Origin of the sequence: Flavobacterium omnivorum (assembly GCF_900099915.1) — a bacterium.
GTDB classification, from domain to species: Bacteria; Bacteroidota; Bacteroidia; order Flavobacteriales; family Flavobacteriaceae; genus Flavobacterium; species Flavobacterium omnivorum.
On the sequence record NZ_FNDB01000030.1, the window covers coordinates 1 to 16784 of the forward strand.

15 protein-coding genes and 1 rRNA gene are annotated in these 16784 nt (G+C 33.1%); 12 read left to right on the plus strand and 4 right to left on the minus strand.

Annotated features, from left to right (window positions below):
- Nucleotides 1–127 precede the first annotated feature (127 nt).
- A 5S ribosomal RNA gene (rrf, locus tag BLS90_RS16220) occupies nucleotides 128–237 on the plus strand.
- A 149-nt stretch (nucleotides 238–386) separates the two neighbouring features.
- On the opposite strand, the gene BLS90_RS16225 is transcribed toward rrf, so the two are convergent.
- A complete protein-coding gene (locus tag BLS90_RS16225) occupies nucleotides 387–659 on the minus strand; it encodes a transposase (RefSeq protein ID WP_317039427.1) in 273 nt (90 codons plus the stop codon).
- A gap of 93 nt (nucleotides 660–752) precedes the next feature.
- Here BLS90_RS16225 and BLS90_RS16230 point away from each other — a divergent pair, with 93 nt between their 5' ends.
- The 3 genes from BLS90_RS16230 to BLS90_RS16240 all read left to right on the plus strand — a co-directional run bounded on the left by BLS90_RS16230 (nucleotide 753) and on the right by BLS90_RS16240 (nucleotide 3610).
- The gene (locus tag BLS90_RS16230) at nucleotides 753–1067 is read left to right on the plus strand and encodes a LytS family sensor histidine kinase (RefSeq protein ID WP_091259489.1); all 315 of its coding nucleotides are present in this window, start codon (nucleotides 753–755) and stop codon (nucleotides 1065–1067) included.
- A gap of 274 nt (nucleotides 1068–1341) precedes the next feature.
- The gene (locus BLS90_RS16235; RefSeq protein WP_091259491.1) at nucleotides 1342–1779 is read left to right on the plus strand and encodes a hypothetical protein; all 438 of its coding nucleotides are present in this window, start codon (nucleotides 1342–1344) and stop codon (nucleotides 1777–1779) included.
- Nucleotides 1780–1987: 208 nt separating this feature from the next.
- The gene (locus BLS90_RS16240) at nucleotides 1988–3610 is read left to right on the plus strand and encodes an amidase (protein WP_091259494.1); all 1623 of its coding nucleotides are present in this window, start codon (nucleotides 1988–1990) and stop codon (nucleotides 3608–3610) included.
- A gap of 201 nt (nucleotides 3611–3811) precedes the next feature.
- Here BLS90_RS16240 and msrB read toward each other — a convergent pair whose 3' ends face one another.
- Together msrB and BLS90_RS16250 are read right to left on the minus strand one after the other, a co-directional pair.
- The gene (gene msrB, locus BLS90_RS16245; protein WP_091259495.1) at nucleotides 3812–4201 is read right to left on the minus strand and encodes a peptide-methionine (R)-S-oxide reductase MsrB; all 390 of its coding nucleotides are present in this window, start codon (nucleotides 4199–4201) and stop codon (nucleotides 3812–3814) included.
- An 87-nt stretch (nucleotides 4202–4288) separates the two neighbouring features.
- A complete protein-coding gene (locus tag BLS90_RS16250; protein ID WP_091259497.1) occupies nucleotides 4289–5155 on the minus strand; it encodes an alpha/beta fold hydrolase in 867 nt (288 codons plus the stop codon).
- Between the two features lie 193 nt (nucleotides 5156–5348).
- Between BLS90_RS16250 and BLS90_RS16255 the strand changes: the two genes are divergently transcribed.
- From BLS90_RS16255 to BLS90_RS16285, 7 genes are all read left to right on the plus strand, one after another.
- A complete protein-coding gene (locus tag BLS90_RS16255; RefSeq protein ID WP_091259499.1) occupies nucleotides 5349–6770 on the plus strand; it encodes a glycogen synthase in 1422 nt (473 codons plus the stop codon).
- Nucleotides 6767–8047, plus strand: coding sequence for a glucose-1-phosphate adenylyltransferase (locus tag BLS90_RS16260; protein WP_091259501.1), 1281 nt, complete (start codon nucleotides 6767–6769; stop codon nucleotides 8045–8047). Before BLS90_RS16255 ends, BLS90_RS16260 begins: the two co-directional genes overlap by 4 nt.
- 64 nt (nucleotides 8048–8111) lie before the next feature.
- A complete protein-coding gene (gene glgB / locus BLS90_RS16265) occupies nucleotides 8112–10019 on the plus strand; it encodes a 1,4-alpha-glucan branching protein GlgB (protein WP_091259503.1) in 1908 nt (635 codons plus the stop codon).
- Nucleotides 10020–10138: 119 nt separating this feature from the next.
- Nucleotides 10139–10354, plus strand: a complete 216-nt coding sequence (locus BLS90_RS17390; protein WP_091259504.1) for a GxxExxY protein — start codon at nucleotides 10139–10141, stop codon at nucleotides 10352–10354.
- Between the two features lie 294 nt (nucleotides 10355–10648).
- A complete protein-coding gene (locus BLS90_RS16275) occupies nucleotides 10649–13048 on the plus strand; it encodes a glycoside hydrolase family 31 protein (protein WP_091259505.1) in 2400 nt (799 codons plus the stop codon).
- Nucleotides 13049–13136: 88 nt separating this feature from the next.
- Nucleotides 13137–13952, plus strand: coding sequence for a M48 family metallopeptidase (locus tag BLS90_RS16280; RefSeq protein WP_091259506.1), 816 nt, complete (start codon nucleotides 13137–13139; stop codon nucleotides 13950–13952).
- A 195-nt stretch (nucleotides 13953–14147) separates the two neighbouring features.
- Nucleotides 14148–15476 (plus strand): MFS transporter, encoded by a 1329-nt coding sequence (locus tag BLS90_RS16285; protein ID WP_091259507.1) that lies wholly within the window; start codon nucleotides 14148–14150, stop codon nucleotides 15474–15476.
- 32 nt (nucleotides 15477–15508) lie between these two features.
- On the opposite strand, the gene BLS90_RS16290 is transcribed toward BLS90_RS16285, so the two are convergent.
- Nucleotides 15509–16243 (minus strand): head GIN domain-containing protein, encoded by a 735-nt coding sequence (locus BLS90_RS16290; protein ID WP_091259509.1) that lies wholly within the window; start codon nucleotides 16241–16243, stop codon nucleotides 15509–15511.
- Between the two features lie 340 nt (nucleotides 16244–16583).
- Here BLS90_RS16290 and BLS90_RS16295 point away from each other — a divergent pair.
- Nucleotides 16584–16784: helix-turn-helix domain-containing protein (locus tag BLS90_RS16295; protein ID WP_139171473.1), on the plus strand; the 201-nt coding region annotated here is incomplete at its 3' end.

Genomic DNA, 16784 nt, shown 5'->3' on the forward strand with positions numbered 1-16784 from the left:
AACCCGGGGAAGAAACTTTCTCAAACTTTTTATTTTCTTTATCTCAGTATGTTAAGATATTATGTAATTGATGTTTATACAACAATAAACAACATTACAGTAATTGCCCAAAGCAATTATAACCTCTTAAGGTGGTTATTGCGGCGGGGCTCACCTCTTCCCATCCCGAACAGAGTAGTTAAGCCCGCCTGCGCAGATGGTACTGCAGTTATGTGGGAGAGTATGTCGTCGCCTTTCTTTGAAAAATCCTCATCATTTATTTGATGAGGATTTTTTGTTTGGTAGCTATGCCGCGTTGATCACAGAATTAAGAACAAAACTGGGATCAATCGGGGATCAATCGGGGATTAATCGGATCAATCCCAAAACCTGTGGAGTAGCAAAAATTACGCATAAATATTAGTTAGCCTAAGAAGGAAAAATTCAACGTTTCTGATACCCCTGAATTGACTTCTAAATGCTTTTATTTTGGCATTGAATGATTCCGCTGAGGCATTTGTGCTTCTATTATGAAAATAGTTCAATATTGTTTGGTAATGATTCATTATGGATCTAGAGATCGTATTGAAAGATTTAAACCCTGATTGATTTACTTTCTCATGCCATTTGGCTAGTCTTGATGCGAAAAATTTAAAAAAATCTGTTAAACAAACCATCATAATTAAGGACAAAGTTGAATATTTAAAAAGTTATATTTTATAGAAAATATGCGATTTTATAGGTGGTATTAGTTGTGAAATTATATTGATCCGTTGATTGATGAGGCAACTTTAGAAGTTGATCCAATGTTGCTTCAACCTTTTGTAGAAAATGTTTTTGTTCATGCTTTTGATGAATCACATCCATTTCTAAAATTTAAAAATTCTTTTGAAATACTGGAAAGTAAAATTTTAGAATGTATAATAATTGATAATGGAAAAGGTTTAAATACTCGTAAACAATCTAAATTACATGTTTCAAGAGGAATTGCATTGGGTCGAGTGCGAATTCTTTTATTACAGCCAGCTAATGTTGATCCCATTAAAATTGAAATGATTGAAATTGACGGAACAACCGTTACCATGTGATTATTTTTTTAGAATTTAAAATATAAATTTTGAAAGCTCTTATCCTGTGGTAAGGGCTTTTTTTATTTTTATTGATGTATTTAATCGATAGTTTTTAAAGATTATTTTTTTTAAATTAAATAGCTCGTTTACGGAATTCCGTAAGGAATATTTTTTAATTATTTATAGGTTTGGCTAATCATTTAAAACAGTAAAAAATAAGATATATACTATTTTAAAATTTGACTTCAACTTTGTCACTTTATGAATAGTAGCCATTCTAAATTTAAAATCTATGTTAGACCCAAATCGACCGTATTGTAGAGTAGAAATTGACCGAGTTTTTAATCGAGTAAAAGCAGCGATGCATGTTATGGCTTTAGCAAGTGGAAAATCCAAGGGACTGACCAAGGCACATTATTATGATGCTTACACTGGAAAGGAACTTATAGTAGGGGATGCTTACGAATACGAACACATTCGATCTTCAGAAGAAATTCATACGAGGTACAAATCTATCTTAACTGATGAACAAATTGCCTTAGTCGTCAACTGTGTTGAAAATGTGGCTGTTACTCTTATCTCAATTAATAAAGCTAAAGGAATGAAAAAAATGGAAGATTGGTTGCGTAATAGTAACAATATTGTTATGTACGGCATAGATTTGAAATTAGCCTTAACAAAATTAAAACAAGCGGATGATGGCATTGAACGGATTGTAAAATGGTTTTAAAGGTTTACTTTTTTTGATGATTTATTAGTATGATTTATGTAAATGCATGTTTTAACTTACCTGTTACCTTACAGTATACTTCTAGATAAATCCTCTTTGTTTATTATTTTTTAGCGACCTAATAATAATTTAGTACTGTAGTAGAGAAATTCATTTATATAAAGTACTTTAGTGGCAACCTATTTTACCAAAACAAACTACATTATTTATGAAAAGAAGATCTTTTTTAACCACTGCAACTTTAGCGTCTGCAGGTCTTACCACACTTATAATTACAGGTTGCACATCAAGCACTAAAAAAGACCAAGAGTTGGAACCCGCTAACGTAATTGATACAAACTTTGAACTGGAAGAAGAAACTATCGCTAGTCTGGGAGAGAAATTAGCTTCTGGAAAATACACTTCGGAGCAATTAGTCCAATTGTACTTAAAACGTATTGAAACTGTTGATAAAAATGGTGCTCAATTGAATTCAGTTATTGAAATCAATCCTGATGCCATTGCCATTGCTGTGGCAATGGATAAGGAGATCAAAGCAGGCAAAAGTAGAGGTCCTTTACATGGTATTCCAGTTTTAATAAAAGACAATATAGACACCGCTGATAAAATGCAAACCACAGCAGGATCTCTTGCAATGGTTGGTAATATTGCATCAAAAGATGCTTTTGTAGTTAAAAAACTTAGAGAGTCAGGAGCTATTATTATAGGAAAAACAAATTTGAGCGAGTGGGCTAATTTTCGTTCTACGCAATCCAGTTCGGGATGGAGTAGTAGGGGTGGCCAAACTAAAAATCCTTATATTTTAGATCATAATCCCTGCGGTTCTAGTGCGGGTTCAGGTGCTGCAGTGTCAGCTAACCTTTGCATGGTAGCGATAGGGACAGAAACGGATGGTTCGATTGTTTGTCCCGCTTCAGTTAATGGAATTGTTGGTATTAAGCCAACTGTTGGTTTAGTAAGTCGATCTGGAATTATCCCAATTTCAAAAACACAAGATACAGCAGGTCCAATGGCTAGGACAGTAACTGATGCAGCTATTTTACTTGGAGCCATTGCAGCCATTGACCAGGATGATGCTATAACTCTTGAAAGTAATGGAAAAAATCATAAGGATTATACGCTATTTTTAGATATAAATGCTTTAAAAGGGAAGCGTATTGGTATAGAGAAAAAACCACAGGGTAATAATAAATATATAAATGCACTTTTAGATAATGCTATCAGCGTGCTAAAACAGCAAGGTGCAATCATAGTTGAAATTGATTATATAGATAAAATTAATGCTTTTGGTGAAGCTGAATTTGAAGTTTTGCAGTATGAATTTAAAAATGGATTGAATAACTATTTGGCTAAAGCCAATGCAAAAGTTAAAAATTTAAAAGAGGTTATTGATTTTAATAATAAGAATGAAGATAAAGCAATGCCTTACTTTAAACAAGAGACATTGGAGAGTTCAAATGCCAAAAAGGGATTGGAAGATAAAAAATATTTAGAGGCACTCAACCAAAGTTTTGAGGGAAGTAAACGTATTTTGGATGCTGTTTTTAAAGCAAATAAGCTAGATGCTATAAGTGGAATTACAATGGGACCAGCTTGCAGTATTGATGTGATTTATGGGGATCGTTGGGGTGGATATTCCTTAACTTCTCCAGCAGCAATTAGTGGCTTTCCACATATTACAGTTCCTTGTGGTCAAGCTTATGACTTACCTGTTGGATTGTCTTTTTTTGGAACTCCTTACCAGGAGGGCGAATTAATCGGGTTAGGTTACGCCTACGAACAAGCATCAAAAAAACGCTTTAAACCAGCCCTTAAAGCTTCTTTTCTATAATTAATTCTTATATAAAAAGATATAAAAGAGCAAAAAGCGAATTACTTTTTGCTCTTTTTATTTATATTCATCTGACCAATTTTTGGATTAAGCAAGTTTCAAATGATTTACAGCTTTACTTCTGTTTTTAAAATTGACATTTAAACAAAGTTTAGAGTTAATTGCTGCGTCACTATAAAATTGATAAATTAATCTTGACTTTTATTCTTTAAAGTCCACTGATAAAGAGTTAACGCAATAGCGCTGACCTGTTTTGGTAGGGCCATCATCAAAAACATGTCCGAGATGACTTCCGCAATTAGCGCATAGGATTTCAGTGCGTTTCATTCCGTGTGTCACATCCGAAATGTACTGTACTTTTCCAGGTATGGATTCATCAAAAGAAGGCCAACCACAATGTGCATCAAACTTAGAATTACTTTCAAATAATGGCTCGCCACAGGCGCCACAGCAGTAGGTACCTTTTTCATAATTCAAATTATATGTTCCGGTGTGTGGATATTCAGTTCCTTTTTGACGAAGGATTCTATATCGTTCTTCACCTAATTGTTCTTTCCATTCCTGCTCTGTTTTTTCTATAGGATATTTCATGATGTACGAATTTTTTTAAAATTATTATTTTATGATGTACTATAAAGTTGTTCAAAATTAAACCGCATCTAGCTCAATGCAATTTAGTTAATTGTTTTTGATGAATTGAATTATTCTTTCCATTACTTTAGGATTACCGAGAATTTTTCGGTGTCCTAATCCGTCCGTTAAAAGCAACTCTCCATTTTTAAGGTGTTCATAAATATGTTTTCCTGCTTTTACAGGAACTTCTGGATCATCATTGTCATGGATTACCAGCACCGGAATACTGGTTTCTTTAGCTGCTAGAAACGCAGAATAATCATTCATTTTTTCTCTATATTTTTTTTCGAAATGCATTCGTAAATGCTTGCTTATACTTGCTTTTAGTTGTAGTTTCGCTATAAAATCATCTATAATATCTTCTACAATATCACCGCTGCCAATTACTACGGCATGTTGCACGGTTAATCCTTGTTTTATGGCATTCAAAACAGACATTCCACCCAAAGAATGACCAATTGCTACCTCAAAGGGCCCAAATTGCTTTTCAATTTCTAAAATTGTAGCAATAAAATCGACCATAATAGTAGTTTTTCCAGGGGATTTTCCATGTGCTGGAGCATCAAAACTTATGGTGGAATAACCATTATTTAAAAGTTCATCGGCTATTTTGAACAACTGAGTTCCACGTCCAGACCAACCGTGGACAAGCAAAATCTTCTTTGCACTTTTACCATATTCATATACAACTACTTGTTTATTAATTGCAGGAATAGAAATCAGTTTTTGGATACTTGTGCGATCCATTTCTAATTCTCTTTTTGGAATTTTGTGTTTTATAGGCGTAGTAAACAATTTAGCGGCAAATAAAGTAATCAGTTTTGGTGAGATAAAAGAGATTAATTTACTGGTTAATAAAATAATCTTAGGAATTTTCAACGATTGTGTATGAATAGAACTTTTTTTTGTCATTATGATAAATTTTCAAGCGGGTTACTATTTTATATTTTTTTCACTAAATTTAGAAAAACATAAATGTAGTATTTTTTAAAAGGTTTTAATTGGTATTAACATAAAAACAGATTGAATACTTCTAGGTAATACTAGTAAATATAGTCATTGAAGCTTCTTTCTAACAAATAATAAATAAAGCAAAAATTAATATATGGAAATATTTCATATCAGTGCAGAGTGTTATCCTGTTGCAAAAGTAGGCGGTTTAGCTGATGTTGTTGGTGCATTGCCAAAATATCAAAATAATGCAGACAATTTAGTTCGAGTTGTGATGCCTTGTTATGATACCAAATTCAAAAAAGAAAACCATTTTGAATGTGTTCATTGGGGGCATGTAAAGTTAGGTAATTTTAATTTTCCATTTAATATTCTTAAAGAAAAAACGGATAAATTAGGTTTTGAATTGTACCTCGTAGAAATTCCAGAATTGTTTGATAGAAAAGAGGTTTACGGGTATCAAGACGATATAGAACGCTTCTTGTCTTTTCAAATCGCCACTTTAGACTGGATAATAGGAAGAGAAGACGTTCCTGATGTAATTAATTGTCATGACCATCACACTGGTTTGATTCCTTTTATGATGTTGTATTGTAATAAGTATGAAAAACTACACAATATACCATCAATGATTACGATTCATAATGGCTTATATCAAGGACAGTTTGGTTTTGATAAAATATACTATTTACCTGAATTTGATTTGGTTCATGTGAACGTTTTAGAATGGGATAATTGTATTAATTCATTAGCTGTAGCTATCAAGTGTGCTTGGGCCGTTACTACTGTTTCGCCAAGTTATCTAAACGAAATAAATTATTCTTCAAATGGATTAGAATCTTTATTTAATTTAGTTCGCTACAAATCCAAAGGAATTTTAAATGGAATCGATATCGAGGTATGGGATCCCGACACTGATAGTATGCTTGAAAAAAACTATTCTATTAAAAATTTCGAAAAAGGGAAACAAGAAAATAAAGAAAAATTGTGCAGCCTTTTTAATTTAGATCCAACAAAGCCTATTTTTAGTTTTATTGGAAGATTATTAGAAGAAAAAGGAGGTGATTTATTACCACATGCTGCAGCGTTAGCATTATCTGAGAATTTCCAACAAATTAATATTTTGATATTAGGGTCTGGAAACACAACTATTGAAAAGCAATTGAATAGTTTATTACAAGATTATAAAGGTTATTACAATACATTCATTGGTTACAATGAAGAATTAGCACACTTGATTTATGCCGGTTCTGATTTTTTATTAATGCCTTCCAGAGTAGAACCATGTGGTTTGAACCAAATGTATTCACTTAGATATGGCACTATTCCAATTGTTAGAAGAACTGGAGGTTTGAAAGATACTGTAGTAGATTTTGGTGATGATGGAAATGGTATTTGCCATGATCAGGCAAGTGTGGGAGATATATGTTATTCGATACAAAGGGCTATATATTTATATGAAGACAAACAACATTTGAATAAAATTAGAAAAATAGGAATGAATACGGACCATTCTTGGGAACGTGTTTGCCAAGAATATATAGAAATGTACAAACAAATAATTAACAAGAAATGAAAGCTAAAAAGAAAAATGTAATTGCAATTATTTTAGGTGGAGGACAAGGTTCCAGATTATATCCGTTGACTGAATCAAGGTCTAAACCGGCTGTGCCAATAGGAGGAAAATACAGATTAGTCGATATTCCGATCTCAAATTGTATGAATTCAGATATCTACCGAATGTTTGTTTTGACACAATTCAACTCTGCTTCACTGAATGCGCACATAAAAAACACCTATAATTTTAGTATTTTTAGCCATGCCTTTGTTGATATTCTTGCAGCAGAACAAACTCCTGATAATCCAACGTGGTTTCAGGGTACAGCTGATGCTGTGAGACAATGCATGCCCCATTTTTTAAACCATGATTTTGATTATGCTTTGATTCTTTCTGGAGATCAATTGTATCAAATGGATTTTAATGACATGGTTGAAGAGCATATCAAACGAGAAGCAGATATTACCATTGCTACTTTACCAGTTAATGCTAAAGATGCACCTGAATTTGGAATACTAAAAACAAACTCCGAAAGTTGTATCGAATCCTTTATCGAAAAACCAGCTAAAGAATTGTTGCCTGATTGGGAGTCTGATGTAAGTGAACAAATGAAGAGTGAAGGAAAACATTACTTAGCTTCAATGGGTATCTACATCTTCAACAAAAAATTGTTAGTGGATATTATGTCAAATAAAGACACCAAAGATTTTGGTAAAGAAATTATCCCTCAGGCAGTTGGACATAAAAAAATATTAAGTTATCAGTACGAAGGATATTGGACTGATATTGGTAATATCGATTCCTTTTTTGAAGCGAATATTGGACTTACAGAAGACTTACCAAAATTTAATTTATTTGATAACGACAATAAAATTTTTACTAGGCCAAGATTGTTGCCTCCTTCAAAATTTCAAAAAACTATTGTTGATAAATCATTAATTTCCGAAGGCTGTATTTTGAATGCTAAAGAAATAAATCATTCTGTAATAGGAATCCGCTCGAGAGTAGGAGATGGAACTATTATTCAAAATTGTTATATCATGGGTAATGACTTCTATCAGAATATTGATGATATGAATGAAGATCTTAAAAATGGACGGCAACTAGTAGGTATTGGAGAAAGATGTTTTATAAATAATGCGCTTGTAGATAAAAATTGTAGAATTGGTAATGATGTTTATATTAACGGAGGCAGTCATTTAGAAGATTTTACAAATGAATTGTACGCCATTAAAGATGGAATTGTAGTTATCAAAAAAGGAGCAATTATACCAGATAATTATATCATTAAGTAAATTAAAACTTTTTTTTAAAAATTAATATTCTGCTTTATATAAGGTAGAAGCATAAAATTGCTATATGAGTAAAGTTATCTCGCATTCCCTTTTTACCGATTTTGACATTGATTTGTTTAAAGCAGGAAAACATTTCCGTTTGTACGAAAAATTAGGTGCACATCTTGTAACAGTTGATAACGTTGAGGGAGTATATTTTGCGGTTTGGGCTCCTACGGCGCATTCCGTCTCTGTTGTTGGAGATTTCAATTTTTGGACACAAGGAGAGCATTTGTTGGAAGTTCGTTGGGATTCTTCTGGAATTTGGGAAGGATTTATTCCAACAATTTCAAAGGGTACAACCTACAAATATATTATCCAATCTAATAATGGAGGAACGGTCACAGAGAAGGCAGATCCATTTGCTTTTTATTGTGAAAAGCCACCTCATACGGCATCAGTAGTTTGGGATTTAGATTACAAATGGAAGGACACAGCCTGGATGGAAACGCGAAAAAACCACAATGGTTTAGACAAACCTTATTCTGTTTATGAGGTTCATTTAGGTTCTTGGAAACGTCATGCTGAGGATAATCGATTTTTGACGTACTTAGAATTTGCAGAAGATTTAGTAAATTATATAAAAGAAACGGGCTTTACTCACGTGGAGTTTATGCCTGTTATGGAATATCCTTATGATCCGTCTTGGGGATATCAATTAGTGGGTTATTTTGCGCCAACTTCTCGTTTTGGAAACCCACAAGAATTTATGTTCTTGGTTGATAAATTACATGAAGCTGGAATTGGTGTAATTCTCGACTGGGTTCCTTCTCATTTTCCTGATGATGCGCATGGTTTAGGATTTTTTGATGGATCTAATCTTTTTGAACATCCAGATCGTAGAAAAGGCTATCATCCCGATTGGAAAAGTTTAGTTTTTAATTATGGTCGAAATGAAGTTCGTTCTTTTCTAATAAGTAACGCTTTATTTTGGTTACAATATTATCATGCGGATGCGCTTCGTGTTGATGCCGTTGCCTCAATGCTATATTTGGATTATTCCAGAAATGATGGCGAGTGGGAGCCAAATATTTATGGAGGTAGAGAGAATTTGGACACGATAAGTTTTCTGAAAGAATTTAATGAAGCCGTTTATTCTAATTTTGAAGGCGTTCAAACCATTGCGGAAGAGAGTACTTCTTTTCCTATGGTTTCTAGACCTACATCTGTTGGGGGATTAGGATTTGGAATGAAATGGATGATGGGCTGGATGCACGATACTTTAGAATATTTTCAAAAAGAAACCGTATATAGAAAATACCATCAAAATGACTTGACTTTCTCGATGACCTACACATTTTCAGAAAATTTTATGTTGCCGCTTTCACATGACGAAGTAGTATATGGAAAAAAATCAATTGCAGGAAGAATGCCAGGAGACGAATGGCAAAAATTTGCAAATCTAAGATTATTATACGGCTATATGTTTATGCATCCCGGAACTAAATTGTTGTTTATGGGTTGCGAATTTGGGCAAAGCAACGAATGGAATTTTGAAACAAGTCTGGATTGGCACTTATTGCAATACTCGCATCATGAGGGAGTAAAAAAATTAATTACAGATTTGAATAAACTCTATAAAACGCTACCTGCATTACACGAAAAGCAGTTCAGTCCTGAAGGTTTTGAATGGATCAATTATTCAGATCATCAAAATGCGGTTATGTCTTTCATTCGAAAAGGGAATGAACCAAAAGACAATGTGATTGTAGTGTGCAATTTTACTCAAGTAGTGCGTCCTAATTACCGAATTGGTTTACCCAAGAAAGGAAACCTAACAGAAATTTTCAATAGTGATGCTGCAAAATATGGAGGTAGCGGAGTTTCTAATTCTAAAAAAATAATAATTGATGCGATGCCTTATGACGGAAGAGATTACTCGGCAGAGCTGCTTTTAGCTCCTTTGAGTGTTACTGTATTTAAAATTTCATAAAACGAAGAGGTCTAAAGATAAATAGAAGTTTTTTTTTAACAAAGACCTCTAGAGATAATGAGGCATATTGAAGTTCACTAGAATCTTGGACTTGGTTTAAAAGAAAGTATTTATTATAAATGTTTGGCCCACGAATTAACTGGAGAACTATTAATTTTTCTCCTGAAGCTGTATTCGATTTTAGTAATAAAAATTTAAATTTAATAGCCTTTTTGAGAGACAATTTGTTTGTGGAAGATTGTATTATACTGGAATTAAAAGCCGGTCAAGAGATTATTCCCTATTTCAAAGCGAAACTAATTAGTCAAATGAAATTCGCAAAAGAGCCAAAATGACTTCTCTGAAACGTTAATCCAAAAAACTATAATGTCGGAAATGAAATTAGTATTTTTTAAATGTATATTATAACCAATTACGGTAAGTAAAACGGGAAAAAGGAATTCGAATTCCAACCCTTAATACCATTTTAAATTCGTTTTTTTAAAAACATAAAAATTGCTCTTAATCTCTAAATTTACTGGTTAAATAACTACAACGTTTTCGTTAATAAACATCAGATATACATAGGCTTACTAAGTAATTTTGTATTTTTGAAAATCCAATTTTGAATAAAAATAATATCATAAAAAATGATTACAAATACAGAATTAGAATACAAAGGAGATTTATATCCTACTAAGATAGTTGCTTTTGAACATGAAGTCGATTCAATATGTTTTCATACTGATAATAGTGTTATATTAAAAGTTACGGTATTAAGAGATAGTTTAATCCGCTTTAGATTTACCACAAAGGGGTATTTCAGCAATGATTTTTCTTACGCAGTTGATAAAAGTCATTCTCATGGCTATAATTTTTTGGAAGTTGCTGAAACAGAAGATTATTATCAAATAAAAACTAGTAAAGTACAATGCCGAATTCAAAAAATAGACATGAGACTTTCTATTTATGATTTGGATGAAAACATTATTTTAGAAGATGAATTGGGTTTTCATTGGGAGGAAAGTTATGAATACGGTGGAAACATCGTAAAAATGAGTAAATCTTCTAAAGATGGGGAATGTTTTTATGGACTTGGCGATAAAGCGACCCAGTTAAACTTGAAAGGAAAAAGACTGGAGAATTTTGCTACAGATCAATATGCATTTCAAAAGGATCAAGAGCCATTATACAAAGTTGTTCCCTTTTATATCGGCTTGCAAAATAAGAAATCTTACGGTATTTTCTTTGATAATACGTTCCGAACCTATTTTGACTTTTGTCATGAAAGAAGAAACGTGACCAGTTTTTGGGCTGAAGGAGGCGAAATGAATTATTACTTCATTTATGGTCCTGAAATGCAAGATGTGGTTACAACCTATACACATTTAACGGGTAAACCGGAATTACCACCGCTGTGGGCACTTGGATATCATCAATGTAAATGGAGTTATTATCCAGAAAGTAATTTAAAGGAAGTTGCAGCAAAATTTAGGGAATTAAAAATACCGTGTGATGCACTTTATTTAGATATTGACTATATGGAAGGGTTTCGATGTTTTACTTGGAACAAAGAATATTTCCCCGACCCTAAAAGAATGGTAGCTGAACTGGCTGAAGATGGTTTTAAAACGGTGGTTATCATAGATCCAGGTATAAAAATTGACAAAGAATACTCTATTTATAAAGAAGCTTTAGAGAAAGACTTCTTTTGTAAACGGGCCGATGGTCCTTACATGAAAGGAAAAGTTTGGCCCGGAGAATGTAACTTTCCGGATTATACAAATCCTGCAGTAAGAGAATGGTGGGCAGGTTTATTCAAAGAATTAATTTCGGAGATTGGGGTAAAAGGAGTGTGGAACGATATGAACGAACCTGCCGTTATGGAGGTACCAAATAAAACATTCCCTATGGATGTGCGCCACGATTACGATGGAAATCCGTGTAGTCATAGAAAAGCACATAATATTTATGGTACGCAAATGGCCAGAGCAACGTATCACGGCGTGAAACGATTTGCATATCCTAAAAGACCTTTTGTAATTACACGATCAGCTTATGCGGGTGCGCAGCGCTACACGTCCTCATGGACTGGAGATAATGTGGCCACTTGGGAACATTTGTGGATAGCAAATATTCAGGTACAACGCATGTCAATTTCAGGAATGAGTTTTACAGGATCTGATATTGGGGGATTTGCGGAGCAACCTTCAGGGGAATTGTACGCACGCTGGATTCAATTGGGCGTTTTTCATCCATTTTGTAGAACACACTCTTCTGGAGATCACGGGGACCAAGAGCCATGGGCTTTTGACGAAGAAGTTATCGATATTACTAGAAAATTTGTAAATTTGAGATATCAATTATTGCCTTATTTGTATACCATGTTTTGGCAGTATATTGAGGAAGGAATTCCTATGCTCAAACCATTGGTTTATTATGATCAGGAAGATATTCAAACCCATTACAGAAATGATGAATTTGTTTTTGGAAATCAAATACTAGTTTGTCCCATTTTAGAACCCAATTCTTTGGGACGTAGAATGTATATTCCTCGTGGACAGTGGTATAATTATTGGACAAATGAAGAAGTAAAAGGAGGAAAAGAGATTTGGGTAGACACTAAATTTGATCAGATTCCGATTTTTGTAAAAGCGGGAGCAATTATTCCTAAATATCCAGTGCAACAATATGTAGGCGAATTAGAATTTGATGAATTGACTTTAGATATTTATTATAAAGAAGGTAAAGAAAAATCAGTAGTGTATGAGGATGCTCAAGATGGGTATGACTACAAAAAAGGACGCTATAGTTTTTTGTCATTTCAAGCAACCGGAAGAGAAAATGAACTAATCATTCAATTGCATAAAGAAGGAAAATACGATACGAATTATTCTAAGTACAAAATAAATCTTATTGGATTACCATTTAAGGTAAAAACAATCGAAATCGATAATGTAGAAGTCCCGTTTGACAGCATTACTTTAGAAAATGACAGCTATTTAATTGTTGATAAGGAGTTTACAACATTACATATCATTGGAGAATAACAATAAAGTTGAAACTTTTATATTTAATTATGTAAATATTAAACTTTAGAATACGTGTATTTTTGTTAAATATTTAATATTTATAATTATGAAAAAGCATTTATTAATAGGGATTTTTGCGGCAGGATTGGTTTATTCTTGTGCTACTAACCCAATTACAGGGAAAAAAAATTTTAATATTGTTTCAAACACTGCGTTGTTTCCAACATCATTTCAACAATACGGTACTTTTTTAAAGGAAAATAAAGTAATTACCGGAACTGCAGATGCTAGAAAAGTGGAAGCAGTTGGGATGCGAATTAAGGCTGCTGCAGAAAAATATTTAATTTTTTTAGGTCAATCACAATATTTAGCGGACTACCGATGGGAATACAAATTGATTGATAATAAAGAAGTAAATGCTTGGTGTATGCCAGGAGGAAAAATTGTTGTTTATTCAGGGATTTTACCAGTAACAGTGAATGATTCAGGTTTAGCAACTGTAATGGGACATGAAGTTTCTCACGCCTTAGCAAATCATGGGGCACAACGTATGAGTGCATCTCAATTGCAACAATTAGGAGCTGTAGGAGTATCAGTAGCAACTGGAGGTAAAAGTGAACAAACTCAACAAATATGGGGTCAAGCTTATGGTTTGGGTTCTCAGTTTGGTGTAATGCTACCTTTTAGCAGAAATCACGAGACAGAAGCAGATAAAATTGGACTCACTTTAATGGCAATTGCAGGGTATAATCCAGACGAATCAATTACTTTTTGGTCTAGAATGGCTGCTCAATCTTCTGGACAAGCACCGCCAGAATTTATGAGTACGCACCCTTCTGATGCGACTAGAATAGCTAATTTAAAAGCTTTGATTCCAGAGGCTAAAGCTTTAGCAACCAAAGTGGGTATTATCTATAAATAACAATTTTAAATTATAGTGTTCTTTATCGAACATCGAAAGTGGCTATTCTCATGTGAGAGTAGCCTTTTTTGTTATACTATTTTGCGACTTTAAAATACATTGTAATTATGACGCAATTTGTTACTATCAAATAAAGTTGTTTTTTGGATTTTATCAATAAAAATTAAATAAATTCGCAGCATAAATTAAATTAAGATGGCAGATTTAGAAAAAGGGAGTAAAAAATTATTAAATGCTTGGGCTTTTTATGATTGGGCAAATTCCGTTTATACACTAACTATTGCATCTGCAGTGTTTCCAATTTTTTATGAAGCCCTGTTTTCCGAGCAAGATCATTACATTGATGTTTTTGGCTTGCATCTAAAAAATTCAGCTTTAATTAGTTTTGTTACTGCGACAGCATTTTTGGTGGTGGCTATTATCTCTCCGTTATTATCTGGAATTGCAGATTACGTAGGGAATAAAAAAGCATTTATGAAATTCTTTTGTTATTTAGGAGCATTATCTTGCATGGGATTGTACTGGTTTAATCTAGAACATATCTACGTTGGTTTAGTGTTTTATTTTTTTGGATTGATTGGTTATTGGGGCAGTTTAGTTTTTTATAATTCTTATTTGCCAGATATTGCTTTTGTAGAGCAGCAAGATAAAATTAGTGCCAAAGGATATTCGTTGGGATATGTTGGAAGTGTTATTTTATTGATTATCAATTTAGCGATGATTATGAAACCAAAGCTTTTTGGGATTTCTGGGACTGATGGTGAAGCAGCTATGAAAGCCATGCGATATTCCTTTGTAATGGTAGGTGTTTGGTGGGTTTTATTCAGTCAATACTCGTATTATTTTTTGCCAAAAGGAAATAAAAATAGTGACCGTAAAGTAACGCATCATGTCGTTTACAATGGCTTTAAAGAGTTGAAGAAAGTCTGGCTATTATTAAATGTGAATATCCCATTAAAGCGCTATTTAGGAAGTTTTTTTGTTTCTAGTATGGCGGTACAAACTTTAATGTTAGTAGCTACCTATTTTGGAGCTCAGGAAATAAATTGGTCTTCTAAAGAGGAAGGGACCGTCGGCCTAATTATTTGTATTTTATTGATCCAATTAGTAGCTGTTTTAGGAGCTGTTTTAACGTCACGAGCTTCAGCAAAATTTGGAAATATTCCTACTTTGATTAGTATAAATTGTTTTTGGGTTTTACTTTGCGCTGGTGCTTATTTTATTACCAAGCCGTTAGAATTCTACATTATGGCAGGTTTTGTAGGGCTCGTAATGGGAGGCATTCAATCATTATCCCGTTCTACTTATTCAAAATTATTACCTAAAACAGACGATACAGCCTCTTTTTTTAGTTTTTATGATGTTGCAGAAAAAATTGGAATTGTAATAGGAATGCTTGTTTATGGAATAATTGACCAAATAACGGGAAGTCCACGTTTAGCAATTGTATTTTTGGGATTATTTTTCGTTCTAGGTGTAATTTTATTAAATAGGGTTCCAAAAAAAGGTGTTTTAAATCCATAAAACACCTTATTAATAAAATAATTAAAACAGAATTAGGACTTTGAAATAGCTCCTGAACCGTTAACCTTCGTATCTTTTTTCGATGGATCACCAGTATATTCAATAGCACCTGAACCTAAAACTCTAGCATAAATACTTAGTGAACAGAAAACAGAGGTGTCTCCAGATCCGGAAACAGTTGCATTAACGTTTTTAGCTTTCAAATTGTTGGCGTCTATGTCGCCGGAACCATTTAGATTACTAGTTAAATTTTCTGTTACTCCAGCTAGCTTTAGGTCTCCAGAACCGCTTAAATTAACCTCAATATCATTTGATTCTAATTCTAATTTCATGTCACCTGACCCAATTAATTTAGCCGAAAATGAATTTGATTGGATGCGGCTTTTAGAGGTGATATTTCCAGAACCGGTTAAAGAAATCATATTAATACTTTCCACAGGTACAGTAATAACTATTTGCTTCCCCTTGCTGGTGCTGACGTAGGCGTTTTTTTTGGTATAAATTTTTAATTGCTGATCTATAACTTCAACTTTAATTAAAGACAATAAATTTTCTTCTCCTTTTACCGTTATACCTCCTTCTTTTCCTGATACTAATTCTACATCAAAAAAACCGGTAACTACAATGGCATCATAAGAGGCGGTTGTTCTCGTTTGAGTACTTATTTTTCCATTTCCTTTAAATTTTTCGCTAGACGACCATTGCGCATGAGTCACAGCTGTTATTAATAAGGCACAAGTGACAACTAATTGAATTGAATTCTTCATAATTTTGTTGGTTAATTGGTTTTTTGCTAATACTACAGTACCATAATCTGAGAGTACGGCTATATTAGTTACTGCTCTCTTTTTATAATAACCGATCTATTTCTTTGAGTTTAAAACTTCTTCATTGGAGTCTAGTTCTAAGTCATTGTAATGCATAAAGTTAGCATATTTTAAAATACTAATATAATCAAAAGCAAAATTTTATATGACTAGATTCAATTAGTTAATGCAACTCTCAGGAAAAAAGATAGGATAATTTTTTCAAAAGAAAGGACATTAAAGTCCTCTCCTTCGAATGGAATAAATTGTCTTTATTTACTCCTGACCAAAGTTGTAAATAATGAGCCATTTAACCAGTGAACAAAGGTATACTATTAGTGTATTATTAGAGCAGAATTTCAGTAAAAGCGAAATAGCAATAGTTATTAAAAAAGATAAGTCAGTTTTAACACGAGAGCTAAAACGTAATTGTGATTTACGCAGTGGTAACTATGATTTTGATTTAGCTCAACGAAAATATGAAAAACGACAAAAAGACAAA

What these genes read in the sequence shown, in the direction of transcription:
- BLS90_RS16225 (WP_317039427.1), bottom strand. Translation starts at nt 659, where the DNA reads ATGATGGTTTGTTTAACAGATTTTTTTAAATTTTTCGCATCAAGACTA.
- BLS90_RS16235 (WP_091259491.1), top strand. Translation starts at nt 1,342, where the DNA reads ATGTTAGACCCAAATCGACCGTATTGTAGAGTAGAAATTGACCGAGTT.
- BLS90_RS16240 (WP_091259494.1), top strand. Translation starts at nt 1,988, where the DNA reads ATGAAAAGAAGATCTTTTTTAACCACTGCAACTTTAGCGTCTGCAGGT.
- msrB (WP_091259495.1), bottom strand. Translation starts at nt 4,201, where the DNA reads ATGAAATATCCTATAGAAAAAACAGAGCAGGAATGGAAAGAACAATTA.
- BLS90_RS16250 (WP_091259497.1), bottom strand. Translation starts at nt 5,155, where the DNA reads ATGACAAAAAAAAGTTCTATTCATACACAATCGTTGAAAATTCCTAAG.
- BLS90_RS16255 (WP_091259499.1), top strand. Translation starts at nt 5,349, where the DNA reads ATGGAAATATTTCATATCAGTGCAGAGTGTTATCCTGTTGCAAAAGTA.
- BLS90_RS16260 (WP_091259501.1), top strand. Translation starts at nt 6,767, where the DNA reads ATGAAAGCTAAAAAGAAAAATGTAATTGCAATTATTTTAGGTGGAGGA.
- glgB (WP_091259503.1), top strand. Translation starts at nt 8,112, where the DNA reads ATGAGTAAAGTTATCTCGCATTCCCTTTTTACCGATTTTGACATTGAT.
- BLS90_RS17390 (WP_091259504.1), top strand. Translation starts at nt 10,139, where the DNA reads ATGTTTGGCCCACGAATTAACTGGAGAACTATTAATTTTTCTCCTGAA.
- BLS90_RS16275 (WP_091259505.1), top strand. Translation starts at nt 10,649, where the DNA reads ATGATTACAAATACAGAATTAGAATACAAAGGAGATTTATATCCTACT.
- BLS90_RS16280 (WP_091259506.1), top strand. Translation starts at nt 13,137, where the DNA reads ATGAAAAAGCATTTATTAATAGGGATTTTTGCGGCAGGATTGGTTTAT.
- BLS90_RS16285 (WP_091259507.1), top strand. Translation starts at nt 14,148, where the DNA reads ATGGCAGATTTAGAAAAAGGGAGTAAAAAATTATTAAATGCTTGGGCT.
- BLS90_RS16290 (WP_091259509.1), bottom strand. Translation starts at nt 16,243, where the DNA reads ATGAAGAATTCAATTCAATTAGTTGTCACTTGTGCCTTATTAATAACA.